This is a genomic window from Lysinibacillus sp. NPDC056185 (assembly GCF_047737915.1).
In the GTDB taxonomy this organism is placed as follows: domain Bacteria; phylum Bacillota; class Bacilli; order Bacillales_A; family Planococcaceae; genus Lysinibacillus.
In genome coordinates, this window is the sequence record NZ_JBLLLQ010000014.1 from 39,733 (window position 1) to 55,012 (window position 15,280).

Annotated in this window: 18 protein-coding genes; 7 read left to right on the forward strand and 11 right to left on the reverse strand. The window is 36.7% G+C overall.

The annotated features are described in order from the left end of the window. Positions 1-43: 43 nt before the first annotated feature. Complete coding sequence (locus ACMZ42_RS14580) at positions 44-439, forward strand: (deoxy)nucleoside triphosphate pyrophosphohydrolase (protein WP_415731889.1); 396 nt, start codon at positions 44-46, stop codon at positions 437-439. A 77-nt stretch (positions 440-516) separates the two neighbouring features. Here ACMZ42_RS14580 and ACMZ42_RS14585 read toward each other — a convergent pair whose 3' ends face one another. Next, positions 517-1,866, reverse strand: a complete 1,350-nt coding sequence (locus ACMZ42_RS14585; RefSeq protein WP_415731890.1) for an FAD-binding oxidoreductase — start codon at positions 1,864-1,866, stop codon at positions 517-519. A gap of 168 nt (positions 1,867-2,034) precedes the next feature. On the opposite strand from ACMZ42_RS14585, the gene ACMZ42_RS14590 reads away from it, so the two are divergent. The 3 genes from ACMZ42_RS14590 (at position 2,035) to ACMZ42_RS14600 (ending at position 4,085) form a co-directional block, all read left to right on the forward strand. Then, on the forward strand, positions 2,035-3,450 hold the full coding sequence (locus ACMZ42_RS14590; protein WP_415731891.1) for a LysM peptidoglycan-binding domain-containing protein: 1,416 nt from the start codon (positions 2,035-2,037) through the stop codon (positions 3,448-3,450). A gap of 257 nt (positions 3,451-3,707) precedes the next feature. Then, complete coding sequence (locus ACMZ42_RS14595) at positions 3,708-3,881, forward strand: hypothetical protein (RefSeq protein WP_370075599.1); 174 nt, start codon at positions 3,708-3,710, stop codon at positions 3,879-3,881. Positions 3,882-3,893: 12 nt separating this feature from the next. Next, positions 3,894-4,085: an H-type small acid-soluble spore protein gene (locus ACMZ42_RS14600; RefSeq protein ID WP_100544861.1), complete on the forward strand. Its 192-nt coding sequence runs from the start codon at positions 3,894-3,896 to the stop codon at positions 4,083-4,085. A 339-nt stretch (positions 4,086-4,424) separates the two neighbouring features. Here ACMZ42_RS14600 and ACMZ42_RS14605 read toward each other — a convergent pair whose 3' ends face one another. The 3 genes from ACMZ42_RS14605 to ACMZ42_RS14615 all read right to left on the reverse strand — a co-directional run bounded on the left by ACMZ42_RS14605 (position 4,425) and on the right by ACMZ42_RS14615 (position 7,579). Beyond that, the gene (locus tag ACMZ42_RS14605; protein ID WP_402868434.1) at positions 4,425-4,685 is read right to left on the reverse strand and encodes a hypothetical protein; all 261 of its coding nucleotides are present in this window, start codon (positions 4,683-4,685) and stop codon (positions 4,425-4,427) included. A 19-nt stretch (positions 4,686-4,704) separates the two neighbouring features. Beyond that, positions 4,705-6,867: an EAL domain-containing protein gene (locus ACMZ42_RS14610; RefSeq protein ID WP_415731893.1), complete on the reverse strand. Its 2,163-nt coding sequence runs from the start codon at positions 6,865-6,867 to the stop codon at positions 4,705-4,707. 190 nt (positions 6,868-7,057) lie between these two features. Beyond that, a complete protein-coding gene (locus ACMZ42_RS14615; RefSeq protein ID WP_415731894.1) occupies positions 7,058-7,579 on the reverse strand; it encodes a sigma-70 family RNA polymerase sigma factor in 522 nt (173 codons plus the stop codon). A 236-nt stretch (positions 7,580-7,815) separates the two neighbouring features. On the opposite strand from ACMZ42_RS14615, the gene sspI reads away from it, so the two are divergent. From sspI to ACMZ42_RS14630, 3 genes are all read left to right on the forward strand, one after another. Then, complete coding sequence (gene sspI, locus ACMZ42_RS14620; protein WP_370075607.1) at positions 7,816-8,025, forward strand: small acid-soluble spore protein SspI; 210 nt, start codon at positions 7,816-7,818, stop codon at positions 8,023-8,025. Between the two features lie 78 nt (positions 8,026-8,103). Beyond that, positions 8,104-9,483: an FAD-binding oxidoreductase gene (locus tag ACMZ42_RS14625; RefSeq protein ID WP_415731895.1), complete on the forward strand. Its 1,380-nt coding sequence runs from the start codon at positions 8,104-8,106 to the stop codon at positions 9,481-9,483. 252 nt (positions 9,484-9,735) lie between these two features. Continuing rightward, positions 9,736-10,020, forward strand: a complete 285-nt coding sequence (locus ACMZ42_RS14630; protein WP_415731896.1) for a hypothetical protein — start codon at positions 9,736-9,738, stop codon at positions 10,018-10,020. On the opposite strand, the gene ACMZ42_RS14635 is transcribed toward ACMZ42_RS14630, so the two are convergent. From ACMZ42_RS14635 to ACMZ42_RS14665, 7 genes are all read right to left on the reverse strand, one after another. Next, complete coding sequence (locus ACMZ42_RS14635) at positions 10,004-10,672, reverse strand: hypothetical protein (RefSeq protein ID WP_415731898.1); 669 nt, start codon at positions 10,670-10,672, stop codon at positions 10,004-10,006. The genes ACMZ42_RS14630 and ACMZ42_RS14635 overlap by 17 nt on opposite strands. Before the next feature lie 442 nt (positions 10,673-11,114). Further along, on the reverse strand, positions 11,115-11,627 hold the full coding sequence (locus ACMZ42_RS14640; RefSeq protein WP_370075621.1) for a GNAT family N-acetyltransferase: 513 nt from the start codon (positions 11,625-11,627) through the stop codon (positions 11,115-11,117). A 33-nt stretch (positions 11,628-11,660) separates the two neighbouring features. Beyond that, complete coding sequence (locus ACMZ42_RS14645; RefSeq protein ID WP_370075622.1) at positions 11,661-12,368, reverse strand: amino acid ABC transporter permease; 708 nt, start codon at positions 12,366-12,368, stop codon at positions 11,661-11,663. 11 nt (positions 12,369-12,379) lie between these two features. Continuing rightward, positions 12,380-13,084 (reverse strand): amino acid ABC transporter permease, encoded by a 705-nt coding sequence (locus ACMZ42_RS14650; protein ID WP_370075623.1) that lies wholly within the window; start codon positions 13,082-13,084, stop codon positions 12,380-12,382. Positions 13,085-13,109: 25 nt separating this feature from the next. Continuing rightward, the gene (locus ACMZ42_RS14655) at positions 13,110-13,931 is read right to left on the reverse strand and encodes a transporter substrate-binding domain-containing protein (RefSeq protein ID WP_415731899.1); all 822 of its coding nucleotides are present in this window, start codon (positions 13,929-13,931) and stop codon (positions 13,110-13,112) included. Positions 13,932-13,948: 17 nt separating this feature from the next. Then, positions 13,949-14,221, reverse strand: coding sequence for a glutaredoxin family protein (locus tag ACMZ42_RS14660; RefSeq protein ID WP_370075625.1), 273 nt, complete (start codon positions 14,219-14,221; stop codon positions 13,949-13,951). 13 nt (positions 14,222-14,234) lie between these two features. After that, on the reverse strand, positions 14,235-15,254 hold the full coding sequence (locus tag ACMZ42_RS14665; protein ID WP_370075626.1) for an LLM class flavin-dependent oxidoreductase: 1,020 nt from the start codon (positions 15,252-15,254) through the stop codon (positions 14,235-14,237). Between the last annotated feature and the right edge of the window lie 26 nt (positions 15,255-15,280).

Sequence of the window (15,280 nt, forward strand, 5' to 3'; positions counted from 1 at the left end):
GTGATGGCTAGCTAATAGAGAAATAAATTTGAGGGTGAAATAAATGAAAAAAAATGTACATGTAGTAGGTGCAATTATCGAAAATGATAAGCACGAAATTTTTTGTGCGTTAAGAAATCCTAATATGGTACTAGCAAATTATTGGGAATTCCCTGGTGGTAAAATCGAAGAGGGCGAATCGCCGGAACAAGCTTTAACTCGTGAAATATTAGAGGAGTTTAATTGCTCTATACAAGTTGAGGAAAAGGTTGAGGATACCATTTATGAATATGAAAAATTTATCGTACGCTTAGAAACATTTAAAGCGTCGATTACAAAGGGAGAGCCGGTCCTGCTAGAACATACTGAAATTAGATGGGTCCCTCGAAACGAACTTCTCAATCTTAATTTTGCTCCTGCTGATATTCCAGCGATCAATAAAATACTTGCAGAAAAATAGTCTATGGGCAGTTAATGTAGAAAAAAAGAGCAGATTCCCATCTTCAGTCTGCTCTTTCTTTTTTCATTGACTCTCACTTAAAGCCATTTTCTATTTGGCGGAATACTTTGAGGAAAATGAAATACATTAAACGGATCGTATTTTCCCTTTACCTCTCTAAGCATTCTAAGGTTACGACCATAATAGGCAGTTGGCCAATCTTTTATAAAACGATCTGGGAAATTCACATAATCACCAGCAGTGTAAGGTGACAAAGTTCTTCTTAAATTCTCCACCCACTGAATATTTTTTTCTTCTTCTTTAGCTTTTTTCCATGAAGTATTATACTCCTGAGCAAGCAAAGCATTCCTATAATAATAAGCTGTTCGGTTTGACGCAATTTGGCTTACCGCACCTCTAAGAGATTGCTGCCAAATGGTCGTATCTCTATTTGGAGCGTTCGATAAAAATTCTTTCATTTGTACAATGGCAGCATGAGGGAATGGCCTTTCAATAAAGGATCCTGACCTTTTACGAAGGGCTGGTTTGTTGCCGCTCGGTAAGTCGAAAAATTCTACAGCTTTAATATACGGTACTTCCTTTATCCATATATTCGTTGGTGAACCTGTTTTCCTTAAAGGACGGAGTAGTTTCTTTAACTCAGATGCCGTACCTATAAACTCACCTTGAGCAACAATTTCGCCCACTTCCTTAGATTTCAGCTCAATCTGTGAGGTCAAGCGTTCATCTGTATACGGTGCCCATTTTTGCCATGCGTCAAAGGCTCGTTCAAAATCTTCCCATTCCCATGTAATGGAGAAAATCGATACGTTAGAAATAGGATGCAGTTTAAATGTAAGAGCTGTAACGATGCCAAAATTCCCACCGCCCCCGCCACAACTTGCCCAAAATAAATCACTATTTCTCTGCTTATCAGCTTGGATTACTTCAGCCCCTTCATGACCAACTGCAACAACTATTTCCAGTTCTAGTAGATTGTCACATGTTAGCCCAAATGGACGCGATAGCATGCCAATTCCGCCACCAAGTGTTAAACCAACAACCCCTACACTACCTTCAGTTCCTGCCGGGATTGTAAAACCATTTTCCCATAATACCCGATACACTTTTCCTATATTAGCGCCCGCTTCAATTGTCGCTGTCATATCTTGCCGATTAATTGTTATGTCATTCATATCACTAACATCTATAACAAGACCTTCATTTAATAATGAATAATTTTCATAGTTATGTCTTCCACTTCTGATTCGAAACGATTCATTATTTTCTCTCGCCCATCTTAATGCGTTGATAACATCTTTCGTACGTCGACAAAATACAATGATACCGGGAAATTTGGGATCATTTAAGTTATTATTTGTTCTTGCTTGCTCATAGTCCGGATCTTTAGGGGTAACAATTCTTCCTGTGAGCTTTACTTTCTTCAAAATACAGCTCCTCTCTCAAATGATGCAATACATATGTTTTATCCTATGCTTATCACTTGGAAAGAATATGAAAATCGGAATTTTTATCGCTTAAAAATGAAAGATAAATGCTCATTCTCTTTATTCATACATATGATGCTATATTGAAACCACTAAGGAGGTGGCCTAATGATTATTCATGTTGTGAGCGCTGGTGAAACACTTTGGCAAATTGCAAACAGCTATTCTGTACCTATAAATTCCATTATCCAATTAAACGCTTTATCTAATCCAGATCAATTAGTAATCGGGCAAGCACTTGTTATCCCTTCTCCCTACACAACTCATATAGTAAAAAGGGGTGACACCTTATGGTCGATTTCCCAACATTATGGGGTTGCTATGCAATCGATTATCACAGAAAATCATTTAACAAATCCAGATGTTTTAACACCTGGAACTAGACTAATTATTCCACCCACTACACATATTGTGCTGCCAGGGGAAACTCTATCGCAAATTGCTACACAATACGGAACGACTGTTCAAGCAATTGTTTTAGAAAATGGAATTTCAGATCCAAACATGATTTATGCTGGTGCGCATTTGATTATTCCGAGAGCAAAGCCTTCCATTGAAGTAAATGCTTATACGTATGAAGAGCCTAAAGAAGCCGTACAGTCGATTAACGCAATCGGTCATTTACTAACTTATTTTAGTCCCTTTGCTTATATGGTGAAGGAGGATGGAACATTACAGCCTATAAAGGATACAGAAATGATCGATGCAGCTATTGCCAAAAACATTACACCTATGTTGACCCTTACGAATTTCTCTTCCACAGAGGCCGGTTCCAACTTATCACATGTTATTTTATCTAATGCAGATTTACGGGAAAAGGTTATTAACAATACTTTGCAAGTGATGCAGGAAAAGGGCTATAAAGTTCTAAACGTTGATTTTGAAAACGTTCTTCCAGCAGATCGAGAGAATTACAACACTTTCCTTCAATTAGCTGTTGATCGTCTTCACCCAAAAGGATTCCTAGTATCAACGGCACTTGCGCCAAAAACGAGCGCAACGCAGGCAGGAACATTATATGAAGCACATGATTATGAAGCACACGGAAGAATTGCAGACTTTGTCATTTTGATGACATATGAGTGGGGATACCGACTTGGTCCACCACAAGCCATTTCACCCATTAACGAAATGAGAAAAGTTGTGGAATATGCTTTATCAGTTATGCCTGCTAACAAAATATTTTTAGGCTTTGAAATTTATGCTCGCGATTGGCTTCTACCTCATGTTAAAGGTCAGGAGGCAGAAACATTCAGCTCTCAAGAAGCCCTTAACAGAGCAATAAAACATGGCGCAACCATTCAATACGATAGGACCGCACAGTCGCCGTTTTTCCGTTATGTTGATGAACAAGGTAAAAATCATGAGGTATGGTTTGAAGATGCTAGAAGTGCACAAGCTAAGTTTGACATGACGAAGGAATATAATCTTCGAGGTATTAGCTATTGGGCATTAGGTTTCCCTTTCCCACAAAACTGGGCGTTATTAAATAATGATTTTTCTATCAAAAAGGTTTCCTTATAAATTAAGACTCATCGTGAGGGTGATTTCGGTTTCAAAGGATGTCCAATGAGCCACTTTGGCCAAAAGGATGTTGATCATGAGGGCGTTAAAAAACCTTGGAATTCAGGCCTTTTTAAGCTTATTATGCTCATTTAAGGCTGATCTATTAACACAAAAAGTACTACAATAAATTCTTACCTTTCCCTAGTTTTTCCCATGATAAAATAATCAATTCAAAGCCATATTAAGAAATATCAAATCGAAAGGAGAAACTGAACATGGGAAGAGACAATAAGCAAGGTAAAAGCGCCAACAAAGGGTCATTGCCTCAAACGCCAAAAAACCAAAAAATAGCGCCAGACAAAGTGAGTGAAAAAGCTAGTGAAGAGTTTTCTCAAGAGTTTATGAACATGATTAATTCAGTCACTAAAGAAGGCAAAACAAAAAAATAAGGGGGCCTTCAAGTGGATTATACACGTGCACAAGAAATTGTCGCCTCACCAAAAGAATATGAAGTAAGCTATAATGGTGTATCTATTTGGATTGACAAACTTCATGATGATGGTAAAACTGCAACTGTCCATTTACGTCGTTCTTTAGAGGAACGATCTGAAGTGGACATAGGAGAATTAAAAGAAGAGTACCTCGTACATTAAATTTTATCATCAAATAAAAAACTGCTTACTTCCTGTGGTGAAGTAGGCAGTTTTCATGTTGTTGAAAACTATTACGGCAATGACATTAATGGGGTCATATTAAATAAAGTTTAGCTCTCGGCAAATCGAGGGGGTGGTTTCCGTTCTAGGCTACTCGCTTTGTCGCTGTCGCTTCGCTTTCGCGCAGAGCAGAGCTTCCTGTGGGCGAGCGCCGAGCCGCTTCCTCCGCTTACGTTGCTGTCGCTTCGCTTTCCCATGGGAGTCGAGTAGCCTCCCACTCCAATCAACAACAACATAGAACTTTTATAAAATTAATGCATCCCAAAAGTGAAAAGTACTTTAATAACCCCAGAATATTGCTAATGCGAAGATCCATGAAATAACAGTAGACCATAAAAACAATTGTTTAGAATCACTAGCAAATTTTCTTAATAATAAACCTAACATCACTGAAATGGCTATTATTAACAGTAAACTTAGAAAAAATGGAGCATTCGGAAAAGACTCACTCATCGTAGAAAAAATCAATGTTTTTAATGATAAAAATAAAAAGGTTGTTAAAAATATACTATACCCTACTACCATTATTATTTTTTTCAATTTTTTTCACCTCTGATATTTAAATGACGTAATCCTCTTCATATTTAAACTCTGTTAAAATATCCCTTGCTCGATTGTTTAACTCTGTGAAGGTGTTGGAAATCTGTTCAGCAGAAATCGGTTTACTAAATAAATAGCCCTGAATATAATCACAACCACCGTTAATAAGGAAAGCAAGCTGCTCCACTTCTTCAATTCCTTCAGCAACAACCTTTAATCTCAAATGCTTCGCCATTGATAAAATCATGGAAACGAGCGCCTCATCATTTGGGTTATGCTGAATATTTCGAACGAACGCCCGATCAATTTTTAAACAATCGATTGGAAAATCTTTTAAATATGAAAGTGACGAATACCCTGTCCCAAAGTCATCAACAGCAATTTGGATACCAATTGCCTTTAACTCATGAAGTAGCTGAGTTATTTGATCAATGTTCATCGTCATACTTTCTGTAATTTCTAATTGTAAATATTTCGGTTCTAAATTTGTACGTTGTAAGATTTCTTGTACCATTTGCACTAAATCTTGCTGGAATAACTGTCCAATGGATAAATTCACAGCAACCTTCATCGGAGGCAAACCTTGCTCCTTCCATGTCTTCGCTTGACTGCACGCCATTTCTAAAATCCATTTTCCTAAAGGAATAATTAGACCAGATTCTTCTGCAATTGGGATAAACAACTCAGGTGAAACAAATCCACGGGTTGGATGACGCCAACGTACTAGCGCTTCTACCGATTCAATTTTACCCGTTTTTAAATTTACTTGAGGCTGAAAATCCAAGTAGAATTCTTCATTAGCTAATGCTTTATGGAGCTCTTGCTCAATCAATATACGATCAGCAATGCCATTTGACATATATGGCTTATAAAAAAGAACTCTTTGAGGTATTTGACCAGCTTCCCTCATCGCTAACTGGGCGTGCATTAAAAGCTCTTCCCCTGAGCAATCTTCTTCATGCAAGGCAATGCCAATATTAAGATTTCCGTTGAGCGGAAATAGTTGTACTTGTAATGGTTTTTTCATAGCACTCTTCAAGTTCAAGCAAAATTGTAGCAACTCTTCTCTTGTCTTCACCTGATTAATATAAATAATAAACTGTCCCTCACGAAGCTTTGTAGCAAAATAATGAGGGGGTAATATAGCTTGAATTCTCTCACCTACGAGCTTCATCATTGTATTAGAATAGCTTATACCTATAGATGAGCGAATAGCAGCAAGGCGGTCAATCTCAATAGCAATGATTGCTTTTTGATGACTATTATCGTGTAAATCCTCTTTTAATGTTTTCAATAATAAATGTTCATTTGGAAGCTTAGTAATATCATCATGATAAGCTTGAAAATGAAGCTCCTGTTGCGAATGCTCAAGATCTCGCTTTATTTTTAAAAGTTGCGTATATGGTTTTTCAACAGTTGTATAATAAATGGCTTTTAGGAAAAAGTAGAATGCAAAAAATTGATAAATTAATGCTGAAAAACCCCAAATTGATTTCAAATCTTTGATGAACGCAAAGAAAATATCACTAATAATCAAATAAATTGCTGCGGTAATAAGCCACATAACTCGTTTAGGTAACTTTTTTTTATACTTACTTAAAATCACTATCGTTACACCTTGTAAGACAGCTGACAATAAATGAACAATAGCGTTTGCTTTCAGTAACAATTGTTCTTCAAGTAAAAAATATTTTGAAGAGAGATACACTAGAAAAAGGCTCAGTAGTACAAATAATAAGGAACTGCTATATGTATAATTACGATCATTCATCGTTAAGCGTTTTTTTGGCTTTAAAATAATAAAAAGAAAACCGATTGATAAGCATAAACGCATTATTAAATCCAACCATATTTCCAAATATAGTGTATCAGCCATTGGATATTGAGCGATAACCAAGCTCACTAATTCAAACAAGGCGATGATAAAAAATAAATTACCTATGTATAATGTTTGGCTCGATAATAAGTGTGAAAAAACGAGCCAAGATTGAATAGCGATTGCCATTGTAAAAACAATAATTAGTATTTGTATAATCAAATTCAAACAAATGTAACTTTCTTCCTTAAAAGAACCAAATACCTGATTACTTAAACCTAATAGTGGCAACACTAGCAATAGTGGCAATACTACATACCAAATCTCTTTCTTTTCTATCTCTAATTGTTTCAACCAATTCTCCAACAGAAACCCTCCATACCAATATATATAAAATTAGATAGGTAATATGATCTACCCAAAGGAAATATAAAATTAAAAATTGTATTTTTCTTTGACTTCTTACAAATCATAGCATTTTTATTGGAATTTGTATGCAACTAAAAGTATGCCAATATTCAGTTTTGATATTAGCATACCTTTGATGCTTATCGCACTATTCGTCTTTTGAATATAATAACTCGCGAAGCTTAATCATTATTCTTGTGCGTCTTTTTTTTACTGCGTCCACAGATAAACCTAGTTCTTTAGCTATTTCCAAGTAACTAAAACCTTCTACATAAAAAAGTAGTAGTATTTTTCTTTCTTCAAATTTTAAATGAGACACAATGCATTCTATAAGAACTGGACTGCTTTCACTCATTTCATGATCTCGAATATAATTTATCGTGTCATTATCCATAGGTGTATGAATATTTCCAAAACTCTTTTCCTTTGAAAGCTCTTTTAAAATTTCTCCTTTAACGGTTGTATAAATATAAGCAGAAAACAACCCTTTTGATTGATCCGCTTTACGCCAAGCCTCCCACACGGCTATGGATGCTATATGACGATAATACTCAAAATCTTTATAAATGCGGCACCTTAACAAAATCGACGTTATCATCGGTTGGACTAATTCTAATACTTCCTCAAACGGTTGCTCAGGCGATAACTGTTTATTATGCTGTGTTGTCATCCTATTGTCCTGTCGACTGTGCACAGTCCATTATTCCTAGGTGCCTTCATCTTAATTACTATACAAGGAGGTGTCGAACCGCTCTTTTGTCAATATGATCAGAAAGTTTTTATAAGTCCTTTTTAATATTTATACATAAAAACAGTATGATTTTTAAAAAATCATATCTTTTAACTGTCATACTATACATATTTCTTAAAAGGTTGGACAAAATTACTACTAAGGAGGCGAAATAGATGAATTTTCAAATAAGAGATGCGATTACGACAAACGTACATGGTCAATCAGCGGCTGAATTTAAGGATATTGTCGAAGATGCAATTAACCGTGGTGAAGAGCATTTACTTCCAGGGCTTGGTGTGTTTTTTGAAAAATGGTGGCAGCAATCTAGTCCTACTGAGCAGGATGCATTTGTTCAAAAACTTGAAAAAGCCTTTGCTCACTAATTTTTTATAGACAGTTCATTCCATTTCCAATAAATGCATGATAAAGTTTAACTTATCAGAAAATTAGGAGGGATTGGAATGACTGTTGCTGTAGAATTAATAGTAAATCAACTAAAAAAAGTTTTATCTGAAGAACAGGTGTCAACAAACGAAACGGTGCGACAGCTACATGGAAGGGACGAATCTCATCATACAATGAGCTTACCAGATATCGTTGTCTTTCCTCGTTCCACGGCCGATGTCAGTGCCATCTTAAAAATTGCGCATGCGGAACGTGTACCAGTCGTACCTTTTGGTGTTGGCTCAAGCTTGGAAGGAAATGCAATTCCCATTGCAAATGGCATTTCTATCGATTTCTCTGAAATGAATGCTATTTTAGAAATTCGACCAGATGACCTGCTTGTGAAAGTACAACCGGGTGTAACACGTGCTCAATTGAATAAAGAATTAAAAAAACATGGACTTCAATTCACAGTTGACCCTGGTGCTGATGCTACACTTGGTGGAATGGCAGCAACTAATGCCAGCGGGACAACAGCAGTGCGGTATGGTGTTATGCGCGATCAAGTACGAAATTTAGAGGTTGTACTCGCAGACGGTTCAGTCATTCATACCGGGAGCTTAGCAGCAAAATCCTCTTCTGGGTATCACTTGAATGGCCTTTTCATTGGCTCTGAAGGTACGCTAGGTTGCTTTACAGAATTAACTTTACAAGTCTATGGTATACCCGAATTTGTAACGGCGGGACGTGCAGTTTTTACGACAGTTGGCGATGCTGTCAGTGCAGTAACCGCATTGTTGCAAGCGGGTATTTCAATTGGCCGTGTTGAACTGGTCGATGAAGCCTCTATCAAACAAGCAAATATTTATAATGAAACATCCTATGATGAAAAACCAACACTGTTTTTAGAATTTCACGGAAATGAAGCAGGTATGCATGCCGATATAGAATTTGCTAAAGAAATTTTCGAGGACTTCGGCTGTCTTTCTGTTGAATTTGAACAAGACAATGCGGCACGTAATAAGCTCTGGGAGGCGCGCCATTCATTGGCCTATGCATATATCCATGCCTATCCAGGGAAAAAGCTTATGTCGACTGATGTTTGTGTACCGATATCTATGCTTGCTGAATCCGTTTTATATGCTCGTGAACAGCTTGAGGATGTTGGTCTTGCAGGCGGAATTGTAGGTCATGTTGGAGACGGTAACTTCCATGCCTTGTTAATGTTAGATCCAAACGATGCTGAGGAGCAGGCAAAAGCAGACCGCTTCAATGAACATATTGTGCACTTTGCTTTACTGCGTGGTGGCACTTGTACCGGTGAACATGGTGTTGGTATTGGAAAAATGAAATATCAATCTACAGAGCACGGTACATCTCTATTAGTGATGAAGAGCATAAAGGCAGCGCTTGATCCACATAACATTATGAATCCAGGGAAAATTTTCAACATGTAAACTTATTATTTCGTTCAAACATAGGGAACCCGATGATGTTCAATTTTATTGTGTAGAATGTGCATGTATTTTTCGATGCTTATACTACACGATTTCATTTTTAATCATAAACAATAGAAAAAAAGTCACTCATTTATTTATTTTTAAATGAGTGACTTCACTTTCACAAAAGAACATACGTTCTTTTGTGGCGATAAAAAATGGCCATATCGGCAAATTAAATACATACTATACTCAAAAAGGGATGATTATATGGAAATGGCCGATTATCCAATCTCTCAGCTTTATTCTTTCTTTTTAACGATACCCGTATTAGCAAGATTGATTTTGTTTAATTTTTTTTATAAAGACAAAAAACGTCCTTTATGCATGTTAATGGATGCTATTGTTTTTATATCTACAGCACTTTGGCTAGTAGGTATTAGAGACGTAGCTTTCCCGTTACCCTCACTAACTGCTAAATTCGCATTCTTTGTATTTATCCTTACTGCTGCTGATTTTTATTACAATTTTATTAGATTTAAAAAAGGCACTTAAAAATAAGTGCCTTCTTGGTGTTATCGTGGGTATACAAGGTATTTCGCGAAAGTAGCTGGAAGTGTGTCGTATATTCACTTTGAGACCCACCTGAAGGGTCTGTATACGCTTTACTTAATAAACTAACAACTGTTTCTACACCACCAGTTTTTGGAGTTAACGTAGTTGTTAATACATCCCCTGCTCGTGGCGTTGGCAATTTCACTTTTTGTTCTGCGGCCACGTTAGTCGTGCCAAAACCAATTGTTAATAGTGTACTTGTGACTTTTAAATAAACTCCAATTGTTGCTAAAATACCAGTTATAAAGTTACCAGTATTTTGAATATTTTTGATATCAGCAGCTGTATACGTATATGGTTGTTTTTTTATTGTAGTCAAATAAATTGGGATATAAGCCCAGTCAGTCATGTAAGTACCCGATTGTATGAATACTTTGAATTCCCCGTAATAGCTGCATTGGAAAGTAAATGATCCCTTAGTATCTGTTTGAGCATATTCCTTGGTGTGTGCTAATTTACCGTATCCATCAAAAATTTGAATACGATTGCCATATCCAATACCACCTGATTTGCTCCAGCTTACTGTGAGACCTTTGTCACCCGAACGTGAAAGCTTCAAATTAAAATTTGTATTACCATTGATAATTGCCATAATTAATTCCTCCCTTTGTGTTGTTTTTGGAACACTTTAATCATAAGTTTTTTTGGAGGCTTAAAACTCTGTTAAAACTCCTACGTTTTAACATAATTTATCTAATAAAACTCTATTATGTATTTTTGAAAATTTGTATATAAAGGTATTTTTATTGAACTAATCCTGGATAAACAAATATATATCCACAATATCGAAATAAGGGGGTGTTACCAAAATAGTAAACTTAATGCGTAGAATATAATTTGTAATATTTGTCCTTCATCTATTTTTACTGTTTCTTTTATTATAGTAGTTTCTATATTTTCGAAAAAATTTGAATATTACCTCAAAACTAACCTTTAAGGAGCAAAAAGGGAGCAAGGATACACCCCCTTGCTCCCTTTAATATCAATGGTTATTTGACAATACTTACTAATACACAATATCAACGGGTTCATTTTTAAAAATCATAGCGGAAGCTTTTTACTAGCTTATCTCCTTTATAAAATTCCTTTGATTCATCTCTTACGAAGCCTAGCGATAAGTAAAGATTAATAGCAGCCTGCATAATATCACCTGAGTGCAAATATAATGCTTGATCCTGACGATTGCGTGCAAAGGCGAAGCTTTCGTGCAATAATTTTTTAGCAACACCTAGCCCTCTTCCTTTAGGATGCACGCCAAGCAAGCGCACAATGGTAGACTGTATGTTAAGCTCTGGCAAACCGTATGCTTTTTCAGCATCTGTAAATAATTGCAGTCCTCCTAAAATTTCATCGCCACGCTTTGCCACTAAAATTGTTTCTGCATTAGGATTACCAACAGATGCCCGAATATCGCTTAAGTAAGAAGCCCAGTTCTCTGGGTTTTCATATTCTTTTTCATATTGTGCATAACTTTCTACTAGGACTTCTAAATACCTTGCATAGTCTTCCTCTTTCAAATGTTCAATCACTATTTCAGCTACTGTCATCGTTCTATCCCCTTTCTATATAAACAACTCTATTTAAATGCCGCCCCTACTATAGGCAGTTACTCTTTTTTCGATACGATGTGCCAGCCATTCAACGATAGCTGAAACACCCCAATAAATTAGCCCGACAGCGATAAATGCCTCCAAAAACTTTAAATTAATAGAAGCAACGATATTCGCAACTCCTGTTAACTCTTTAACGGATAGGAAAAAAGCTAGTGACGTAGCATGTAAGAAACCGATAAAGACATTTGTGAAGTTAGGAATGGATTTACTAAATGCTTGCGGTAAAATATAGCGTCGCATCGCCTGTGAAAATGTTAAACCGACTGCATAAGCTGCCTCTAGCTGTCCCTTAGGTACACTTAAAATACCGGACCGAATTATTTCGGAGGCATATGCTCCTGCACTTAGCGTCAAAGCCAAAATAACAAAAAATAAAATAGGGATAGAGCTTGATTGATACTCTATCTTGAAAGCTTTTGCAATGACATCAACAACAATTGGTATTCCAAAATAAATAAGCATAATATGCATAATGATTGGTGTTCCTCTAAAAAAAGATACGTAAAAATTCAGCAATGGTGCGAGAATTTTTGTTTGTTGTATCCGCACAAAAGCAACAATTATGCCGATTAATATGCCCAATAAGACAGGCGTAACTGCCATGAACAAAGTTAACGGCAATACTTTACTAATTTCTATTAAAGCTTCAAAAATAAAAGCAAAATCTATCGTCATAGCATATCCCCCTAGCTAGATGTAGCTTCCTTTGGCATATATCGATTAAGATATCGTTCATTGCGTTTTAAACCCTTTTCTACCAGCATAACAATGACATAATAAACGATGGACAGCGCCAAATAAATCTCCAGCGCCCTTGTCGTTGAAGCGATAAGAGTTTCTCCACGTCCCACCATATCCATGACACCAATTGAAAATGCTAAAGAGGTATCCTTTAATGAACTAATCATCGTATTTGTCATATTTGGAAAGGCGACACGAATCGCCTGAGGGAGAACAATACGTAGAAAGGACTGTATTCCATTTAATCCAACTGAATAAGCTGCCTCCATTTGCCCACGATCAACCGTTAAAATAGCCGCTCTAAAAATCTCAGCAAACGATGCAGCATTGCTCAACGTATAAGTAATAATTACAAAATACATAGCATCCATTCTTGTTACATCAATATGCACAAGCTTTAATAACGCTGGTATACCATAAAACACTAAAAACAATTGCACTAAAATCGGCGTACCTCGAATAAACGAAATATAAATCGTTATGATTTGCTTCAAAACTGGTATGTGTAGCAGCTTTGGTATAGCAATCACTATACCAAGCAGCATGCCAAAAAAGATTGCGAACACTAAAATTTCAAGTGTTACGGGTAAATACTGAAGCAATATTGGAAGTACTTTTGCAATTAGTGTGAAGTCAAAGTCATTAGCCATACTTCCTTCTCCCTCTCTATTTCGTTTAGAAGTCTACCGAATAATCGTCACCAAGCCATTTCTTACTTAGCTTACTAATGACGCCTTCTGCCTTTAATTCTCGAATAGCATCATCAAGTCGCTCCTGCAAGACAACCTCGTCTTTATTTAATAAGAAGTAAACTTTTGAATTTAATAAAGCATCTCCTACAACCTTCTCCTGTGCTTTATTGCTTTCGTTATAGTACTTTACTGCAAACGGTGTTGTAATGATTGCATCGATTCGCCCTGTCGCAAGTTGATTGTGAACATCAACTGAGCCGGACGAATAGATAATATTAGCGCCTAAATTGTGTTCCTTACTGTATTTCTCTATATAGACAGCAGAGTTACTAGTTGGTGAAACACTAACGTTTTTCCCCTTCAAATCATCAATGGATTGAATAGAATCGTTTTTTGCATTGACTGTTACTTTTAATGGGAATACATTATAAGGCTCCTTATTAAAGAGGAATTTCTCCTCTCGTTCACTATTGACTTCCATTTGATGGGCAACAAAATCAATCTTCCTTGTCTCTAAACTTAGTAATAAATTTGAAAATTCCATTGTTTTAAATTCAAACTCATATTCTGGTAGCTTCTCATCGATAGCGCGAACAAGCTCCACATCATAACCGGTTAAATTCCCCTTGTCATCAATGAAGCAGATATTTGGAAATTGAGTACCGGTACCGACAACAATTTTTTGAACTCCCTTTCCACCTAGTGCTGCATTATTCTCACTAGCATCCCCTTCGGACTTTTCAGAACTACAAGCTGTTAAAAGTAAAGCTAACAGCAATAGTAAATAACATGATAATTTTTTCATAGAAATTCCCTCTCTTCTTATGCGTGCGACGGTATATCAACGGCAAGTGCTGTTTTTAAATGCTCCAGTCCAATTTCTGTTACTGCTTTAAAGATGCCATTTGATCCAATTTCGACAACCGGAACATAACGGACACCATATTTTGTTTCAAGGATGTCACGGAATGCGTCATTATGTGTCACATCCACTGTTTTGTAAGAAATGCCTTGTTGTTGCAAGTATGTTTTCACTTCATCACAATAACTACAGCCTTGCTTTGACCAAACTATTACATCTATATTTTTTGCCATGTTTATTTCCTCCTTAGCTAACCGCTTCTTTTTGCTGGAAGTGTAAATTTAAATTTATTGGACTTAATAGCTCAAATGATCGTTCTCGTTCAAATTCCTTTAACACAGGCGTATGCAAAATAAATTCATCAATTTGATAGCGCATATGGTAGTCATCTAATATCGTTTTAATATCATCCGGAGTCCCATATAAAATATCTGCATCATATTGCTTCACCACATATGACTCTCCAGATTCCTGACCAAATTTCTCTGCTAGCTCTACCGATTGTAATGTTAGGCTTCTGCCACTCGCTAAATGCACCTTCGTAATTTTTTGATCACCAATAAGCTCTTTTGCCTCCTCTTTTGTAGGGGCTGCAAGGGCTGCGATGGAGACGGCAAAATGACCGTTTGGATGATGCTTGCGATAAGCTGTAGCTGCTTGTGCTAATACATCATTATCACTATTAATAAATCGCGCAAAGACGAACGCAATGCCTAGTGTGCCTGCAAGAGCGGCACTTTGTGGACTTGCCCCAAGTAAAAATAACGCTGGCTTTATCTTTGGAATCGGCGTTGCCTGTACTCCATATAACTCGTGCTCTGCTGGTATTGTTTGCTTAATTAATTGCTGTAAAAATGTTAATCTTTCCTCAAAATCTTCGCCTTGATTGAGCGTGCCATATTGCAACGCCTTCGTAGAAAGAGGTAAACCGCCCGGTGCTTTTCCTATGCCTAAATCAACTCGTCCTGGTTCCAACGATGCGAGAACGTGGAAATTTTCTGCTACCTTGTAAGGGCTGTAATGTTGTAGCATCACTCCACCCGATCCAATATTGATAGATTTAGTTTTAGCAAGTAGATAAGATACTAATACTTCTGGAGATGACCCCGCTAATGTATCTGTATTATGGTGCTCTGACACCCAAAAACGTGAGTAGCCCAATTGCTCTGCTTTTTGTGCTAGAGCCACTGTTTTTTGTAAGGTCTTCTCATTCGTTGCGTCCTCAATAATAGGACTTTGATCTAATATACCTAATGAATAGCTCATACATTGCCTCCTTAAATACATTTATT

Bases quoted from the DNA above. Each gene is read 5' to 3' on its own strand.
- ACMZ42_RS14645 (WP_370075622.1), bottom strand. From the start codon at position 12,368: ATGACGATAGATTTTGCTTTTATTTTTGAAGCTTTAATAGAAATTAGT.
- ACMZ42_RS14655 (WP_415731899.1), bottom strand. From the start codon at position 13,931: ATGAAAAAATTATCATGTTATTTACTATTGCTGTTAGCTTTACTTTTA.
- ACMZ42_RS14660 (WP_370075625.1), bottom strand. From the start codon at position 14,221: ATGGCAAAAAATATAGATGTAATAGTTTGGTCAAAGCAAGGCTGTAGT.
- ACMZ42_RS14580 (WP_415731889.1), top strand. From the start codon at position 44: ATGAAAAAAAATGTACATGTAGTAGGTGCAATTATCGAAAATGATAAG.
- ACMZ42_RS14630 (WP_415731896.1), top strand. From the start codon at position 9,736: ATGGAAATGGCCGATTATCCAATCTCTCAGCTTTATTCTTTCTTTTTA.
- ACMZ42_RS14665 (WP_370075626.1), bottom strand. From the start codon at position 15,254: ATGAGCTATTCATTAGGTATATTAGATCAAAGTCCTATTATTGAGGAC.
- ACMZ42_RS14590 (WP_415731891.1), top strand. From the start codon at position 2,035: ATGATTATTCATGTTGTGAGCGCTGGTGAAACACTTTGGCAAATTGCA.
- ACMZ42_RS14650 (WP_370075623.1), bottom strand. From the start codon at position 13,084: ATGGCTAATGACTTTGACTTCACACTAATTGCAAAAGTACTTCCAATA.
- ACMZ42_RS14615 (WP_415731894.1), bottom strand. From the start codon at position 7,579: ATGACAACACAGCATAATAAACAGTTATCGCCTGAGCAACCGTTTGAG.
- ACMZ42_RS14625 (WP_415731895.1), top strand. From the start codon at position 8,104: ATGACTGTTGCTGTAGAATTAATAGTAAATCAACTAAAAAAAGTTTTA.
- ACMZ42_RS14595 (WP_370075599.1), top strand. From the start codon at position 3,708: ATGGGAAGAGACAATAAGCAAGGTAAAAGCGCCAACAAAGGGTCATTG.
- ACMZ42_RS14640 (WP_370075621.1), bottom strand. From the start codon at position 11,627: ATGACAGTAGCTGAAATAGTGATTGAACATTTGAAAGAGGAAGACTAT.
- sspI (WP_370075607.1), top strand. From the start codon at position 7,816: ATGAATTTTCAAATAAGAGATGCGATTACGACAAACGTACATGGTCAA.
- ACMZ42_RS14635 (WP_415731898.1), bottom strand. From the start codon at position 10,672: ATGGCAATTATCAATGGTAATACAAATTTTAATTTGAAGCTTTCACGT.